Below are 16,324 nucleotides of genomic sequence, written 5' to 3'. Positions count from 1 at the left end.
CGATTTGATAAGCTTGCACGAAATTACCAGTCTATGATTTACATTGCTTGCATATTTATTTGGTGTAAAGCCAAATGAGGACACGCCCTAATAAAAAAAATTTATCTTTTGATCAATATTTATTTAATCGCCTCTATTGCTTGAATCGAATACTATACATATCAACTTTATAGGCATGAATGACGTATGGCTGACAGTCAATTTTCCAAAGCTCTTATTTTTATGCTGATTGGCTCTGCCATCATTCTGGCACTGTCATTGGGTGTACGTCATGCATTTGGCTTGTATCTGGTGCCGATGAGCGAAGAATTTGGCTGGGGTCATAATGTTTTTAGCCTGGCCATTGCCATGCAAAACCTGATCTGGGGTGCAGTTCAGCCGATTACCGGGGCATTTGCCGATAAATATGGCAGCAAGATTGTGGTAGCTGTAGGCGGAGCCTTATATGCAATCGGTCTACTGTTGATGGCAGTTAGCTCGACCGGCTTACTGTTAAATCTGAGTGTCGGTTTAATTTTAGGTCTAGCCCTGTCTGCCACCTCATTTCCGGTCTTATTATCTGCGGTCGGGCGTGCTGCCCCACCAGAAAAGCGCAGTTTGGCGATGGGAATTGCCAGTGCGGCCGGGTCTTTTGGTCAGTTTATCATGCTGCCTTCGACCCTGTTGCTATTACAGAATGTTGGCTGGTCAGCAGCGTTAGTAGTCAGTGCCATTCTGATTGCCCTGATTGTGCCATTGGCCTGGATGCTGAAAGCACCGATGTATGTTCATCCCAATGCAGCCTCTACCCCCAATAAAGTCTCACTCAGTTTTAAACAGATTCTGGTGGTGGTGAAAAATCATAAACCCTTCTGGTTTCTGACCATGGGCTTTTTTGTTTGTGGTTTTCAGGTCGTTTTTATTGGTATCCACCTACCAGGCTATCTAATTGATCATGGCTTTAATGCCACAACCGGTACGATTTTCTTAGCCTTAGTGGGTCTGTTTAATGTGGTAGGCACCTATACGGCCGGCTGGCTCGGTGGAAAATATTCCAAACCGCATCTGCTAATGGGATTATATGCCCTGCGTGGAATTGCGATTATTGCCTTTCTCATGCTGCCTCTCAGCACATGGACAGTCTATAGCTTTGGTGTCATTATGGGATTACTCTGGTTATCGACCGTTCCGCTGACCAATGGCATTGTGGCCAATATGTTCGGGGTGAAATATCTGACCATGCTCAGTGGTATTGTATTTTTCACCCATCAGGTTGGCTCGTTTTTCGGTGGCTGGCTCGGTGGAGTCAACCATGATTTGAGCGGCAATTATAATGCGGTGTGGATGCTATCAATTGTCCTCAGCATTTTTGGCGTACTGGTGCATTTCTGGGTCAATGAGGAGCAAATCGTCCATGACTGATTCTCTGTTGAAACTCAAACTCTCGATTGTGGTGGCAATCCTGCTTTTACTGGCTTTGTCGATTGGACTGTGGTTTCAAACCCCTCAGCTGTTTGAGTATTTTAATCAGGCTTTCTGCGCACACTAAACTGCTGAAATATCCTCAGCAGAAAATGCGCAATCCATCGCAGAATAAGTTAAATGTTTTAAAATCGATTGAATAATAAAAATATAATATTATTCATAAACTTATCATTTCTTTTGATTTTATTTCAGTCCGGAATTTTCTTAGATTTTGATCAACAAGAAAATTCTGAGACTTGATAATGACCAGCTTAACCCAACTTTCACAAGCGATTCATGATGCTCCACGCTGGCATCAGCAAGATCAATTTCAACATCCGGCTGAAATCAAGATTGTACCGCAAACCGGTCAGGCCTTAGGTGCAGTGGTCTATGGCTTGGATGCCCGTAAAGTCCAATCATCCAAAACCATTTTAAAGTTAAAACAGGCGCTGGCCGAGCATCTGATTTTGATCTTTAAGCAGCAAAGTCTGGATGATTTACAATACTTGGCGTTTTCAACTTATTTCGGTTCCATTTTCCGCCCAGGTGCAGATACACCGGTACTGGCTGCGCAGTCGGATAGCGGCATTCCACCCGATGTCGTGCCGGTGTCCAATGCCGTCGGTCAGGGAGATTACACTGGGCATGGTGAACTAACTCCACATGCCGATCATCAATGGACACCATTACCCTCTTTTGGCTCCCTTCTGTATGCAATTGAACTGCCTCAGGACGGCGGACAGACCAGCTGGATCAACACCATTAAAGCCTATGATGCACTCGATGAAGCAACCAAGGTAGAGATCGATCAGCTACAACTGATTACTTACAACCCTTTCGTGCGCCGTCAAAAAACCAGAGATCAGACTGATGATCAAGGTTATGGTTCAAGCCCATTGTATCATTTTAAAGATCAACCGATTTTAAGCCATGCTTATCCACATCCACTGGTGCGCACTCATCCTGAATTCGGCCGTAAAGCGCTTTGGCTAAACACCCATACCGAAGTCGAGCTGGTCAATTATGATGATCAGGCTGGCAGTCAACTGATCGCCAAATTACGTGAGCATATTTCGAAACCTGAATTCGCTTATGAACATCACTGGGAAATTGGCGATATCGTGTTCTGGGATAATCAGGTGACCTTACACTCACGCCTCCATTCCCGGCAGATCAGCGCCGTTTATTGAAACGCATCAGTCTGGCGGGTAGCCGTCCGTTTTAATAATAAAAACGAGAATAACGAGAAAGGTAGAGCTAGTTTAACCCTTCAAAAATTACGATTCATCATGTCGATCTTCCACCATTGAGACTTTGACCGCCTCAATGGTTTTTTATTTTCAAATAAAAAAAATTAATTCCAACTATCGCTCATGATCCAGTAGATCTCTAACAAAACAAAGTAGCTGTTTACTTTTCCTCACCTAATCTACCTAGTGTATTTTCCTTTTTCTGCTTAGCTTATTAGAAAATCAGCAACAAACCTATGGAAAGAGGAAACGACAATGAATCAGCTTCAATTTTCAGATTGTGTTCAAACCTGTATGAACTGTTCCCTGGCCTGTGCCAACTGTGCCAGTGCCTGTCTTAAAGAAGAAGATCTGGAGATGATGCGGGAGTGTATCCAGCGCTGTCTGGACTGTGCAGATATCTGTCAGTTGTGTGCCCGTATGGAACAAAAGCAATCTCCATTCATGCATGAAATATGTGAACTTTGTGCGAAAGCCTGTGACTACTGTGTAGAAGAATGTGGTCATCATGAAGATGAACATTGTCAGCAATGTGCCGAAGCATGCCGCCGCTGTGCTGAAGAATGCCGAAAAATGGCGGCTTAAAAATTCGATTTGATCAACTTGACTGACTTAATCACTTCCAATAAAAAAACCGCAAGTGAAGACTTGCGGTTTTTCTGTCTAAGTCAAATATCTCACTTAGAATAAACGGTTCATACCATTCAGTGTGGCTACACGATACGCTTCAGCCATAGTCGGATAGTTAAACGTGGTTTCTACGAAGTACTTGATGGTATTGTTCGGGCTGTTCATGACTGCCTGACCAATATGGATAATTTCAGAGGCATTATTACCGAAGCAATGTACACCCAAAACTTCCAGTGTTTCACGATGGAACAGAATCTTTAATTCGCCCATAGTATCTCCGGTAATCTGTGCACGTGCCAAATGACGGAATGATGCCTGACCGACTTCATACGGAATCTTTTCTTCAGTCAGCTGCTGTTCAGTCTTACCAATCGAAGAAATCTCAGGAATGGTGTAAATCCCGGTTGGAATATCAGTCACCGGCGCAACGTCTTTCTCGCCGCTCATATTGGCACCCGCGCAACGACCTTGGTCATAGGCAGCAGAGGCTAGTGAAGGCCAACCGATTACATCACCGGCAGCGTAGATATTTTCTACTTCAGTCTGATATTGATCATTCACAGTCAATTGACCACGGCTGTTCGGTTTCAGGCCGACATTTTCAAGGCCTAGACCATCGGTATTGCCTGAACGGCCATTACACCACAAAATCGCGTCGGCTTTAATTTTCTTGCCGCTTTGCGTGTGCATCACCACATGGTCGTCAAATGTTTCTAAAAAGTCGATCTGTTCATTATGACGAATCAGCACACCCTGTTCACGCAAGTGATAAGACAGCGCATCAGAGATTTCATCATCCAGATAGCTTAAAAGTTTGTGTTGGGTGTTGATCAGGTCAACTTTATGTCCCAAACCAATAAAGATCGAGGCATATTCACAACCGATTACACCTGCACCATAAATAATGATTTTCTGGATGGAATAGTCCAGATCCAGAATTTTGTCTGAATCAAATACACGTGGATGATTAAAATCAAGAATGTCTGGACGATATGGACGCGAGCCGCTGGCAATGACCAGTTGCTTAAACATCAGCGTTTCTTTAATGCCATCTGGGTTAAATACAAAAATGGTATTTTGATCCTGAATGTAGGCACGACCATGATAAATATCAATTTTATTGCGGTCGTAGAAACGTGAATGTGTATCTACTTGTTGTTGAATAACTTTATGTGCATGACGCAACACTTGCTTCATAGTGAACTGCTTCCAGTCCCCAACTTTTTGAAACAGTGGATCACGTTGATAACGGATAATACTGGATACTGTTTGACGCAATGCTTTACTTGGAATCGTACCGACATGGGTACAGTTACCACCCAGCTGTTCACGCATCTCAACGATTGCAACACGCTTACCAGATTTGGCAAGTTTCATTGCCGCGCCTTCGCCCGCAGGGCCCGAACCTAGAACTACCGCATCATATTTAACGAAAGTCCCACTAACGACCTCTTTTTTACGTGGCATTCAACGCTCCTCAAAATTAAAAAATTCACTTTAATCTACACTCTTATTATGACGTAAATCCTGTTGATTTGGTGTATTTAACTCACATATATTGCTTGATAAGAACATTTTTTAAATGAATACCCCTTTTTGCCCTATTTAGAACGAAGTCCGTTATAATAACTGCGCTATCTTTGAGTATCTCCCCCTTCAAAAACAGTGGAAAAGTTGAATATGTCTGAAAACCGTAAACCTGAACAGGGCGTCAAACTTCGCGGTGCGGAAAAAGTTGCCCGCATTCCTGTAAAAGTTGTTCCTACGGTTGAAACGCCACGCAAGCCGGACTGGATCCGGGTGAAAATGGCGGCACCTGAAGAAGTTCAACGTATTAAAACCACATTACGTCAGCAAAAATTACATACGGTGTGCGAAGAAGCCGCCTGTCCAAACCTGCCTGAATGTTTTGGTGGCGGTACTGCGACCTTTATGATTATGGGTGATATCTGTACCCGTCGCTGTCCATTCTGTGATGTGGCTCATGGCCGTCCAAATGCACTGGATGCAGATGAACCGCGTCATATGGCTGAGACCATTGCCAACCTGGGTTTGAAATATGCGGTAATCACTTCGGTAGACCGTGATGATTTACTGGATGGCGGTGCACAGCATTTTGTCGATTGTATTAAAGAAGCACGTGCTCTAAGCCCAAATACCTTACTCGAAATTCTGGTGCCGGACTTCCGTGGCCGTATGGATATCGCGCTGCGTATCATGACTGAATGTCCGCCAGATGTGTTTAACCACAATATCGAAACTGTGCCGCGTTTATATAAAGCCATGCGTCCAGGTTCTGACTATCAGCACTCTTTAAACCTGCTAAAAATGTTTAAAGAATACTGCCCGGACGTACCAACCAAATGTGGTCTCATGGTCGGTATTGGTGAAACTGAAGAAGAAGTGCTTGCTCTGCTTGATGATTTACATGCGCATGGCGTGGATTATGTGACGATTGGTCAGTATTTGCAGCCTTCAAAAGAACATGCAGCGATTGACCGCTTCGTAACACCTGAAGAATTCGAGCGTTATACCGAACATGGCCAAAAACTGGGCTTCCGCAATATCTGGGCAGCGCCAATGGTTCGTTCAAGTTACTTTGCCGACCGCCAATACTACGGCGAACCTGTACCAGCAGTACGCCGTAAAGTTGACCCAGCCAAAAAAATTGCAGTTCAGGCCATTGAAGCTTAATCCTGCTTAAACCAATGAAATAAAAGCCCTCTCAAGTAGAGGGCTTTTTAATATCCATCGTTAAAATTTTACTGAGCGTTAAGCCCCATTTTTTATTTTAGATAAGATTAAGTCATTACTTATCTTCACATTTCTTTGCGCGTTCTCACTTGAAGAATGAGCATTTTTCAAACAATCTCAAAAACAGATAAACGACTTAACTTATTCGTTGTAATACTTGAAAACGATCATTCTCACACATGCCATGCTGAACCTGTCCGATCCTCAAGCGACAAAAAAATGAATGAACTGTGACAAAAATTCTATGAGATCCCGGCACAGGCAGCCTTGTATAAATCTGGAGAACTATAACAATGCTATTTATATTTGCTGTACTACTGCTATTACTCAGTTTATGGGCGGTTTTCTATTTTCAGCTCTCCCGTAGCGCGGGTGTAATTGCGCTAATGGTGATGTCAGTGGTCTGTGCCTTTATTAGCCCATGGTCACTGATTCTGGGCATTCCGCTGATTCTAATCAGCCTTGTAGTGATGATCGACCCTTTGCGCATGTCGTTTATTTCCAAACCGGCCTATAAAGCACTGGCAAATGCCATGCCGAGCATTAGCCCGACAGAACGCGAAGCACTGGATTCAGGGACCAGCTGGTGGGAAAAAGAACTATTTATGGGTGCACCGAATTGGGAAACCTTTAATAGCTATCCTTATCCCAAATTATCGCTAGAAGAACAGGCTTTTCTGGACAATGAAGTTGAGACCTTATGCAGCATGCTGGATGAATGGGAAATCCATGAGCAGAAAGCGCTGCCTGATCATGTTTGGCAATATATCAAGGAGCATGGCTTCTTGGGCCTGATTATTCCCAAAGAATACGGCGGTCGTGCCTTTAGCTCCTTTGCCCAAAGTCGGGTGATGAGCAAGATTGCTTCGCGTTCTCTGACCACAGCCGTGAGTTGTATGGTGCCGAATTCGCTCGGACCGGGTGAGCTGTTGCTGCATTACGGTACCGAAGAACAGAAAAACCGTTATCTGCCGGGTCTTGCACGAGGCGAAGAAATTCCCTGTTTCGGTTTGACTAGTCCGGAGGCCGGTTCGGATGCTGGTGCGATTCCTGATACGGGCGTGGTCTGCTATGGCCAGTTTGAAGGTCAGGAAGTCTTAGGCCTGAGAATGAATTTTTCCAAACGCTGGATTACGTTAGCTCCAATTGCGACAGTCGTAGGCTTGGCCTTTAAAATGTATGATCCGGATCATCTTTTGGGTGATCAGACTGAATATGGCATTACCTGTGCCCTGCTCCCTGCCAGTCATGAAGGCGTAATAGTGGGACCACGGCATAACCCCGGACCACCATTTATGAATGGTACGGTTGAAGGTAAAGATGTGTTTATTCCTCTGGACTGGATTATTGGTGGCGTCAAAAATGCCGGCAAAGGCTGGCGTATGCTAATGGAATGTCTGGCGGTTGGTCGTGGTATTTCCCTACCAGCGCTGTCTACTTCTACTTCAGAAATGACTTATTTAAATGTCGGCGCTTTCTCTCGCATCCGTCAGCAGTTCAAAATTTCAGTTGGTAAGTTTGAGGGTGTTCAGGAAGCCACCAGTGAAATCGCCAGTGATACCTATATGCTGGAGGCTTTCCGTTATCTGGTCACCTGTGGTCTGAATCAGGGCGGCAAGCCTGCCGTAATGACAGCGATTGCCAAATATTATGCGACAGAAGGCATGCGTAAAGTGGTCAATCACGGTATGGATGTGGTCGGTGGCCGCGCCATTCAGATGGGTCCGCGTAACTTTCTGGCGCCTTATTATCAGGCAATTCCAGTCTCCATTACGGTTGAAGGCGCCAATATTCTTAGTCGTTCCCTGATGATTTTCGGTCAGGGTTCAATGCGTTGCCATCCTTATCTTTATGAAGAATTACAGCTCTTACAAGCAGAAGATCCGGCAGCGGCTCTAAATCCTTTTGATAACTTGCTGTTTAAGCATTTGGGTTACGCCTTTAACCGGACTGCTCGCTCCTTTGCCTATGCCTTTACAGGTGGCTCCAATGCTGTGCCGCAAAGTGCTGTTGACTTTACCCGTCCTTATTACAAGATCATTAACCGGCTGAGTGCCAACTTTGCTTTAACTGCGGATATGTGTCTAGGATTACTCGCGGGTGATATCAAGCGTAAGGAAATGTTGTCTGGACGTCTAGCCGATATTCATGCACATCTGTTTATTGCTTCCTCAATTCTGAAATATTTTGAGCATAGCAAAAAGACTGAAGATGAGCGTTTGCATGCACAGCTTGCGATAGAAAAATCTCTGTATACAGCGCAAGAAGCATTTTTTGACCTGTTTGCCAACTTTCCATCAGGTGCAGCAGCAGGCATGGTCAAACTGCTATGTTTCCCATTTGGCCGTCCGGTACAGAAACCATCAGACCAGCTGAAACAACAGGTAGCAAACAGCATGATGGAAAACAATGCTTTCCGGCAGTCACTCAAAAAACATGTCTACTATAATATTAATGAAAATGATGTCACTGGCCGTATGGAATCTACTTTCAATCTGCTACTCGAGATTGAAAAACTCTGGGATCGCTTTAAAAAAGCTGAAAATAAAGGACAATTTAAAGGACTCAGTTTTGCTGAGCATGTAGCCGATGCACAGCTACAAGGCTTTATTAATGATCAGGAAGCAGAAAAACTGCTGCACTATAATGCGCGCCGCTATGACAGCATGTTGACCGATGTATTTGATCTGCATTTGCAGGAGGTATTAGAGCTTGAGAATCCGTATCTCATCAAGGAAGATGCCAAAGGAACGGATACTTCAGTGCAAACTGATCCTTCACACTCAGTATCACCTTAAATAAAACTTGAATTTAAGGTGTAATAAATTCCAGAATGAAGTCATTTTATTACTTTACTCTGGAAGCTTCACAAGTGGCTTTTCAGCCACTTTTTACGACTATTGCACGATGGTATTTCGCATGGAAAGTACTAAGCTAGCCCTATAATAAAATTGAGGGTCAATGATGTCACAACAAGATTATGAAAATGGCTTGAAAGTCCGTACTGAAGTGATGGGTGAAAGCTTTGTAAAACGTGCTCAGGACAATACGGTTCCTTTTACGCAGCCTTTGCAGGACTGGATTAATGAACATGCCTGGGGCTCAACCTGGCAACGTGAAGGGGTTTTACCACGTAAATACCGTTCTTTAATTACCATTGCTTTTCTTACCGCGCAAAAAAGCCCAACTGAATTGAAAGGCCATGTTCGTGGCGCTTTGAATAACGGTGCGACAGTGGAAGAAATTCAGGAAGTGCTACTGCATAGCCTGCCTTACTGCGGCGCTCCTGCAACACAAGAAGCATTCCGTGCAGCGCTCGAAGTGATTCAGGAATATCAGGCAAATCAACAGAATTAAGATTTACTTAGGCTATTGAGCTGCCTAATGAATAAATAAAGCCGGGAATTAAAATTCCCGGCTTTTTAAATTTTAAATTGATATATCTATAGCTATAACTTCTTTAACACTGTCTTTAATATTGTTTGAAAAGATTATCTTCTTAATTCAATTTGAGTCCGCTGTTCCAGTCCTTGCACCGCAGCAGAGAAATCCAGCTGACTGGCCTGAGGTTTGGCAATCTGCTGAAACTCTTGCTGAACCAAAGACATCACCGATAAATCCAGTTGCTGTTGCTGTACCAGCTCCAAAGCAATACCAATATCTTTCTGTAACAGATCCAGTGCAAAAGTCTTGTGAAACTCACGGTTCAGTACACGCTGCGCCATGATATTTTCCGACATGCTGCTTTTACCGCTGGAATGATTAATACAGTTCAGTGCGCTACTTAAATCAACGCCCTGTCCTTTTAGCACAGTCAGCCCTTCAGCCAATGCCCATAAATGAGTCGCCATTAGGGTATTATTCACGGCTTTCACCGCAAAGCCCGAACCACTTTCTCCTACATATTCAATCAAGCCAGCAAAGGCTTCAATAATCGGTTTGACTTGTTCAAAGGCTTGTTCATTACCTCCGACCATCACAGTTAAAGTACCGCGTTCTGCTCCAATGGTTTGGCCAGAAACCGGTGCATCCAGATAAAAACTACCTTGTTGCTCCAAGAGCTTCGCCAGTTTCTGGGCAGATTCCGGTACACCGCTGGTACAGTCAATCCAGATTGCACCTTGTTTGGGTGGATGGGCTGCAATCAGTGCTTCCACATCCTGACTGGTCGGTAAACAGGAAAAGATAAAATCTGCCTGAACCGCCTGCTCAATACTCACTGCCTGCGTTGCAAAAGTTTCAGCATGCGCTACAGCTTTCTGTTCAGTCCGGTTCCAGACCCAAACCTGATGTCCGAGTTTTGGCAAATGGGAGGCCATATGCCAGCCCATTGCCCCGAGTCCTAAAAATGCAATTGTATGACTCAAAAAATGCTCCTCATATTAAGCGACTGGCTTAGCCTCGACCTCAGTTACGGTTTCAGCTGGTTCAGAGGCTGGCAATTCTTTATCTTCACCACGGTTCAGGAATAGATTTAATAGAATTGCAGCTAAAGTTGCGGTACCAATACCCCCCAGATCAAAACCACCAATCTGCAAGCTATAGTTGCCTGTGCCCATGATCAGACAGACTGCACCAATAATCAGCGTACTGTTCTTGGTGAAATCAACACGGTTATCTACCCAGATTTTCGCACCAGCCACAGTAATCAGACCAAATACGACAATCGATGCACCACCCAACAAGGCCACTGGAATGGTACTGATCACTGCACCGAATTTAGGTGAAAGTCCGAGCAAAATAGCGAAGATACCAGCAAAGACAAATACAGTCGTTGCATAAACTTTGGTGACTGCCATGACACCGATATTTTCGGCATAAGTGGTCATACCTGTACCACCGACAGAAGCGGACAATGAAGTACACACCCCATCAGCAAAGAAACCACGACCCATATATGGAGACAGGTTTTTACCGGTCATCGCAGAGACTGCCTTAAAGTGCCCTAGATTTTCTGCAACCAAGATAATTGCCACTGGTGCAATCATCAGCATGGCATTCACTTCAAAGACCGGACTCTGGAAATTCGGCAAACCAAACCATGCTGCTTCACTGACTTTGGTAAAATCAATCGCAGATCCGAAGCCCATGACGTTTGTGAAAAGGAAGTAAATCAGATAGGAAGATAACAAGCCCAATAACAGCAACAGACGGCGTACCATTCCTCGGGTAAACACAGCAATCACACTGATACAGATAATGGTGATTAATGCCATCCACGAATCAAACTGGTTCGCTGAAACACTCTTAATTGCGACTGGCGCCAGGTTCAAACCAATAATCATCACAATCACGCCTGTCACTACTGGCGGCATCAGTTTTTCAATCCAGTTGGTACCGGTTTTCATGACCAGCAGACCAATCAAGGCATAGACAATACCGCAAGCAATGGTACCGCCAAGTGCCAGTCCGATATTAGGATTCGCACCAACTCCGGAATAACCTGTAACTGCGACGACCGCACCAATAAAGGCAAAGCTGGATCCCAGATAACTAGGCAATCGACCGCCCGTGATCAGGAAAAATAAAATGGTCCCAATCCCGGTAATAAAAATCGTGAGATTGGGATCAAACCCCATTAATAAGGGTGCCAGTACGGTTGCCCCAAACATGGCAAACACATGCTGTAACCCGAGAATAATACTTTTCCCAGCAGGCAGATATTCATCTGTTTGCACGGGGGTGGTATCGAGATTGCCTTGGTAAGGCTTGAATTTTGGAAACCACGTTTCTTTTTCTTGCATCGGCTTCCCCTCCTTGATTAGGATTGAATTGAATTAGCACATTTTGTGTGGCTCACAGTAAGAACGGTTGAAGTACATCAGCGCATTGCCTTGACTCTGACACATGGCTTTCACTTCACAGAACAGCACGTCATGACTGCCTACGGATAAACATTGGACCACCTCGCAGTCAAAACTGACTAAGGCATCTTCAAGTACAGGTGACTGGGTCACCAAAGTTTTCCAGTTCCCCTGACTGAAACGCTCTGCCATTGGTGTTTTTCCACCAAACAGATTGGAAAGATGTTGTTGATGTGATGCCAGGGTATTCACACACAACACCTGATTCTTTTTAAAGGTTTCATAGACTGACGCAGAACGGTTCAGGCACACCAGTAACGTTGGTGGTGTATCCGTCACGCTACATACGGCCGAAGCGGTAAATCCAGCCATTCCTGCATCGCCTTGCGTGGTAATCACATTCACCGCAGCACCTAGATTAGACATGCCCTGACGGAAAATCTGCTGATCGACCCGGGTAAAGATGTCACCCGATGCGTTAGTCGCCAAAACCTTATTTAATGCTTTATTTTCTGCAACTGTCTCTGTGATGATTTTAGATAGTTTGGCATTCATGCTGTTCTCCCTACCCCAAGTCGATGTTCAGTTTCAGACCTGGGGCATCTAGTAATGAGATTGAATCAGGTGGATCGGCTTATACATGGGCAATCGAAGCAATTTCGACTAGCGCATCAGGTTTGACCAAACCTGTCTGTACGCAATACCGTGCCGGCTTATCTCCCGGGAAATACTCAGCATAAACTGTATTAATCGCAGCATAATCTGCCCAGTCTTTGACAAACACATGATTGAAAGTGACGTCATCCATGCTGCCACCGGCTTCTTCAATGACACGCTTGATGGTTTCCAGAATATGACGGGTCTGTGCTGCGGCATCACCGACATGCACCACATTATTATTTTCATCAAAAGCCAACGTGCCCGACACATAGACAATATTGTCTGCCTTGGTTGCCGGCACATACGGTGCTAGTGGTTTCGACGTTCCTGCTGGAATAATGACTTCTTTAGGCATACTATTTTTCCCTTAATCCTGATCTTTAATTCTTTAGGCACTTTCAGCCAATTTAGTTTCTTTAAGTGATTCACTTTCTTTTTGAAAGGTATCGATAAAATTTGCGGTATCGGACACCCAGCCAAAGAAGGTCTTGATGTTGTACAGGCTGGCTTCGTGGGCTTCGACTGGCCCGGCCTGATGGCATGCATCTGCAAGTGCCACGCCGAAATATTCCAGAAAGAAACCATCACGCAGGGTCGATTCCACACAAACATTAGTGGCAATTCCCACAAACACCAGATTGCGAATACCACGCACACGCAACATGCTGTCCAGTGCAGTATTAAAGAAACCGCTATAGCGAGGTTTTTCAATGACCAGATCTTGTGGCAGTGGCTGTAATTCATCAATCAGTTCAAAGTCCCAACCACCTTTAGCCAACAATTTCCCCTGTAATTCAGGCTGTTTACGCATGGTCTTTAAGGCATTGGATTTATGGAAATTCGGAGAATCCGTACCACCTGCTTCCTTATATTCTGCATCCCAGCCATTTTTAAAATAGATGACCTGAATACCGGCCGCATGCGCTCCATCGACTGCCTTTTTAATGTTCTCTACGACTGGTTTAGTCTTTGAGACATCAAACCCCGCCAGATCCAGATAGCCGCCCTGCGAGGTATAGGCATTCTGCATGTCAATCACAATCAGGGCAGTCTGTTCTGGTACAAGGCAGATGGCTTCAGGCTCAGCTTTAAGCGTTTTTCCAGTACCGAGTTTTTCAGTAAAATCGGCTGTTACCACTGACTCACTCATGCGCTTTTCTCCAGTACAGGTGCTTCGCCCTCAATCACAATATGCTCACGGCATTTCATCAATGGCTGAATTTTCTGACCAAAATCTTCTACGCCCTGAATGAAATCATCAAAGGTCAGCAACACACCTTCAGTGCCCTTGATCTCGCCAATTTCATCCAACATTCGTGCCACATTTTCATAAGAACCCACCAAGGTTCCCATATTGATATTCACTGGAGATACGCTAGACGCCATTTGACGGATATTGGTATCTGCACCAGAAGTCGTGTCTTTCCCGCCCTGATTCATCAACCAGTTAATCGCTTCCATATCGGCACCCTCGTTATAATGCAGCCATTTCGCTTGAGCTTCTTCGTCAGTTTCTGCCGCAATCAGCATAAACAGGACATAAGTTTGTACTTCACGGCCGGTGACATCGGTTTTTTCCTTTAAGCGGTCATTAATTTCTGCATAAGCGGTCGGTGTATTCAGCCCTTTACCAAACACGAAGTTGTAGTCAGCATATTGTGCAGAAAATTCCAGACCGGCATCCGACTGACCAGCACAGATAATTTTCATATCGGCTTGCGGGCGCGGGCTAACACGGCAGTCTTCCATCTGGAAATGCTCACCCTTAAAGTCAGATTTTCCGTTTGCCCAAAGCTCACGCAAAATTTGTACATATTCAGACAGATATTCATAGCGTATGCCAAAATACTCATTACCTGGCCACATGCCCATCTGGGTATATTCAGGTGGCTGCCAGCCGGTCACCACATTCAAACCGAAACGGCCATTGGAAATAGAATCAATGGTAGATGCCATACGTGCCACAATTGCCGGTGGCATGACTAGAGTTGCAGCTGTTGCATAAATTTGAATTTTGCTGGTCACCGCTGCGAGACCCGCCATCAGGGTAAAAGTTTCCAAGTTATGTTCCCAGAATTCGGTCTTGCTACCAAAGCCACGCAACTTGATCATGGAAAGTGCGAAATCGAAACCATAGTGTTCAGCACGCTGCACGATTTGTTTGTTTAACTCAAAAGTCGGCATGTACTGTGGTGCATTTTCAGAGAGTAACCAGCCGTTGTTTCCAATTGGACAGAAGACACCTATTTTCATTTTCACACCTCATTATTTTTAACCAATATTCAAAATCCTGTTGCCAATTCAGGTTTTTTATTTATGTTGAAAATATTGCAAACCGCATACCAATTATTTTTAGTTATTTATTTTCAAATACTTAATATTTATATTTTTGAATTTTTAGTAAAATAATGATTTCCACCTATGAATCAATTTTGCTCATCGTGTTTCATTCAGGTGCATTAAGATTGATCATCATCGCGTTTAGGAAGAATCAGATTTTGAGTAAAAACCATAAAAATGATTCATTAGAAAAAATAAAAAGCCAGAAACAGGTTCTGGCTTGAGCAAACAAAGTGACATGTTGAAAATATCAGACCGATTTTACAAATTGCAGTATGCTTTGGTTGATCTGGGCGGTTTCAGTCACTGTAGAAGCATGCGCTCCTGTTGCAAACAGACTGAGCTGACTATACGGCAATAATTGCTGAAGTTGTTGCGAGCGTTGATAAGGCACCAGAAAATCATCTTGATTGGCAATCAGATGCACAGGAATATCGTTGAGTGCCTGCTGATGCGCCTCCTCTAGCTTAAAAACCTGCACAGCCTGTAAACGCGCCAAGACATTTTGAATTGACGGAAAGTCCAGTAGCTGTTTATTTTCTGCTTCTGTTAACGGGTCAAGATGTGTCGAGATCCAGTGTGGAGGATACAGAAATAAGGCTTGTGCCCGCACATAAGCCTCGGCTCCGCCATTCAACAATAATGATGTGCGTGCCTGAAAACATTTTTGGGTATGTGAATCCAGTTCTCCCCAGGCATTCAACATAGTCAGGCTGAATAACTTAAACGCTTTATCAACCTGATAAGTCGCAAGCTGCATGCCGATATGCCCACCCAATGCATGACCAATAAAATGAAATTCACGGATATCCTGATTGATCAATAAATCCAGAATCTGTCGGGCCATATGATCTACGCAATAAGGTATTGACAACAGTTCAGAATCCGAATGGCAACCTTCCTGATCATAAGTCACCACATGAAAATCTTGCTGCAAAACCTCAATTTGTGGATTCCAGAAACTGGCATGTCCGCCTAGCCCAGAAGAAAGCACTACATAAGGCGCATCGGCCCGTGCTGCACGATGAATAAATAAAGACATAAAATTCTCATAGTTTAAATATGAGATGAACGCAGCAAAATATATGCCTAAACAGGACCTTTTTTGAACAACTGTTAAAATTACAGCCAGTAGACATTAAAGCTGTAATAAAATTCTTGTACTTCAAAACGTACGTTATAACCCAGATCTGTTAACTCGGCAGACAAGGCACGGATATCTTCCAAAGGCAGATGTTTGGGAAAAACTGTCAGTACCGCTGTATTGCCTTGCCGGGCATTATCTTCAATCAGTTGCGCCAGACGTGGCTTATACATTTCAATATTCAGGTTAGCAACATTAGATAAAATTTTGGCCTGATCTGCCGTCATAAAATTCATTTTTATTTTCTCTTTTAATGTTATTTCACTAAGCTAAATGATTTATAAAACGCTTAATAT

15 protein-coding genes and 1 pseudogene are annotated in these 16,324 nt (G+C 44.1%); 7 read left to right on the top strand and 9 right to left on the bottom strand.

Annotated elements, in window-relative coordinates; genetic code table 11:
- Nucleotides 1–186: 186 nt before the first annotated feature.
- From NI455_RS09705 to NI455_RS09695, 4 genes and pseudogenes are all read left to right on the top strand, one after another.
- Entirely contained in the window at nucleotides 187–1,401 is a 1,215-nt protein-coding gene (locus tag NI455_RS09705; RefSeq protein WP_253113882.1) for an MFS transporter, read from the top strand.
- Nucleotides 1,394–1,528 carry a hypothetical protein gene (locus tag NI455_RS15500; RefSeq protein WP_262457471.1) on the top strand — a complete coding sequence of 45 codons (135 nt, stop codon included), beginning with the start codon at nucleotides 1,394–1,396 and terminating at the stop codon, nucleotides 1,526–1,528. Before NI455_RS09705 ends, NI455_RS15500 begins: the two co-directional genes overlap by 8 nt.
- A 178-nt stretch (nucleotides 1,529–1,706) precedes the next feature.
- A pseudogene (locus NI455_RS09700) lies at nucleotides 1,707–2,671 on the top strand (TauD/TfdA dioxygenase family protein).
- Between the two features lie 280 nt (nucleotides 2,672–2,951).
- Nucleotides 2,952–3,281: a four-helix bundle copper-binding protein gene (locus NI455_RS09695; RefSeq protein ID WP_004279668.1), complete on the top strand. Its 330-nt coding sequence runs from the start codon at nucleotides 2,952–2,954 to the stop codon at nucleotides 3,279–3,281.
- Between the two features lie 96 nt (nucleotides 3,282–3,377).
- Here NI455_RS09695 and sthA read toward each other — a convergent pair whose 3' ends face one another.
- A complete protein-coding gene (gene sthA / locus NI455_RS09690; protein ID WP_004646501.1) occupies nucleotides 3,378–4,793 on the bottom strand; it encodes a Si-specific NAD(P)(+) transhydrogenase in 1,416 nt (471 codons plus the stop codon).
- Between the two features lie 213 nt (nucleotides 4,794–5,006).
- Here sthA and lipA point away from each other — a divergent pair, with 213 nt between their 5' ends.
- The 3 genes from lipA to NI455_RS09675 all read left to right on the top strand — a co-directional run bounded on the left by lipA (nucleotide 5,007) and on the right by NI455_RS09675 (nucleotide 9,437).
- Nucleotides 5,007–6,020 (top strand): lipoyl synthase, encoded by a 1,014-nt coding sequence (gene lipA / locus NI455_RS09685; RefSeq protein WP_005246834.1) that lies wholly within the window; start codon nucleotides 5,007–5,009, stop codon nucleotides 6,018–6,020.
- A gap of 353 nt (nucleotides 6,021–6,373) precedes the next feature.
- Nucleotides 6,374–8,878, top strand: a complete 2,505-nt coding sequence (locus NI455_RS09680; RefSeq protein ID WP_253113880.1) for an acyl-CoA dehydrogenase — start codon at nucleotides 6,374–6,376, stop codon at nucleotides 8,876–8,878.
- 166 nt (nucleotides 8,879–9,044) lie between these two features.
- Nucleotides 9,045–9,437 (top strand): carboxymuconolactone decarboxylase family protein, encoded by a 393-nt coding sequence (locus NI455_RS09675; protein WP_253113887.1) that lies wholly within the window; start codon nucleotides 9,045–9,047, stop codon nucleotides 9,435–9,437.
- Nucleotides 9,438–9,571: 134 nt separating this feature from the next.
- On the opposite strand, the gene NI455_RS09670 is transcribed toward NI455_RS09675, so the two are convergent.
- The 8 genes from NI455_RS09670 to NI455_RS09635 all read right to left on the bottom strand — a co-directional run bounded on the left by NI455_RS09670 (nucleotide 9,572) and on the right by NI455_RS09635 (nucleotide 16,264).
- Entirely contained in the window at nucleotides 9,572–10,411 is an 840-nt protein-coding gene (locus tag NI455_RS09670; RefSeq protein WP_253113884.1) for an NAD(P)-dependent oxidoreductase, read from the bottom strand.
- Between the two features lie 51 nt (nucleotides 10,412–10,462).
- A complete protein-coding gene (rutG, locus tag NI455_RS09665; protein ID WP_253113876.1) occupies nucleotides 10,463–11,824 on the bottom strand; it encodes a pyrimidine utilization transport protein G in 1,362 nt (453 codons plus the stop codon).
- Between the two features lie 33 nt (nucleotides 11,825–11,857).
- Complete coding sequence (gene rutF / locus NI455_RS09660; protein ID WP_253113873.1) at nucleotides 11,858–12,439, bottom strand: NADH-dependent FMN reductase RutF; 582 nt, start codon at nucleotides 12,437–12,439, stop codon at nucleotides 11,858–11,860.
- Between the two features lie 79 nt (nucleotides 12,440–12,518).
- Nucleotides 12,519–12,899, bottom strand: coding sequence for a pyrimidine utilization protein C (gene rutC / locus NI455_RS09655; RefSeq protein WP_163171616.1), 381 nt, complete (start codon nucleotides 12,897–12,899; stop codon nucleotides 12,519–12,521).
- Nucleotides 12,900–12,932: 33 nt separating this feature from the next.
- Nucleotides 12,933–13,694 carry a pyrimidine utilization protein B gene (gene rutB, locus NI455_RS09650; RefSeq protein ID WP_253113871.1) on the bottom strand — a complete coding sequence of 254 codons (762 nt, stop codon included), beginning with the start codon at nucleotides 13,692–13,694 and terminating at the stop codon, nucleotides 12,933–12,935.
- On the bottom strand, nucleotides 13,691–14,797 hold the full coding sequence (rutA, locus tag NI455_RS09645) for a pyrimidine utilization protein A (RefSeq protein WP_253113869.1): 1,107 nt from the start codon (nucleotides 14,795–14,797) through the stop codon (nucleotides 13,691–13,693). The genes rutB and rutA overlap by 4 nt, the downstream gene beginning before the upstream one ends.
- 337 nt (nucleotides 14,798–15,134) lie before the next feature.
- Nucleotides 15,135–15,926 carry a pyrimidine utilization protein D gene (gene rutD / locus NI455_RS09640; protein WP_253113867.1) on the bottom strand — a complete coding sequence of 264 codons (792 nt, stop codon included), beginning with the start codon at nucleotides 15,924–15,926 and terminating at the stop codon, nucleotides 15,135–15,137.
- An 80-nt stretch (nucleotides 15,927–16,006) separates the two neighbouring features.
- Nucleotides 16,007–16,264: a hypothetical protein gene (locus NI455_RS09635; RefSeq protein WP_004730148.1), complete on the bottom strand. Its 258-nt coding sequence runs from the start codon at nucleotides 16,262–16,264 to the stop codon at nucleotides 16,007–16,009.
- Nucleotides 16,265–16,324: the final 60 nt, after the last annotated feature.

This window comes from Acinetobacter lwoffii, from assembly GCF_024129435.1.
GTDB lineage: Bacteria > Pseudomonadota > Gammaproteobacteria > Pseudomonadales > Moraxellaceae > Acinetobacter > Acinetobacter lwoffii_F.
Note: the sequence above shows the minus strand (reverse complement) of the source record. Positions and strands in the feature narration are given on the sequence as shown.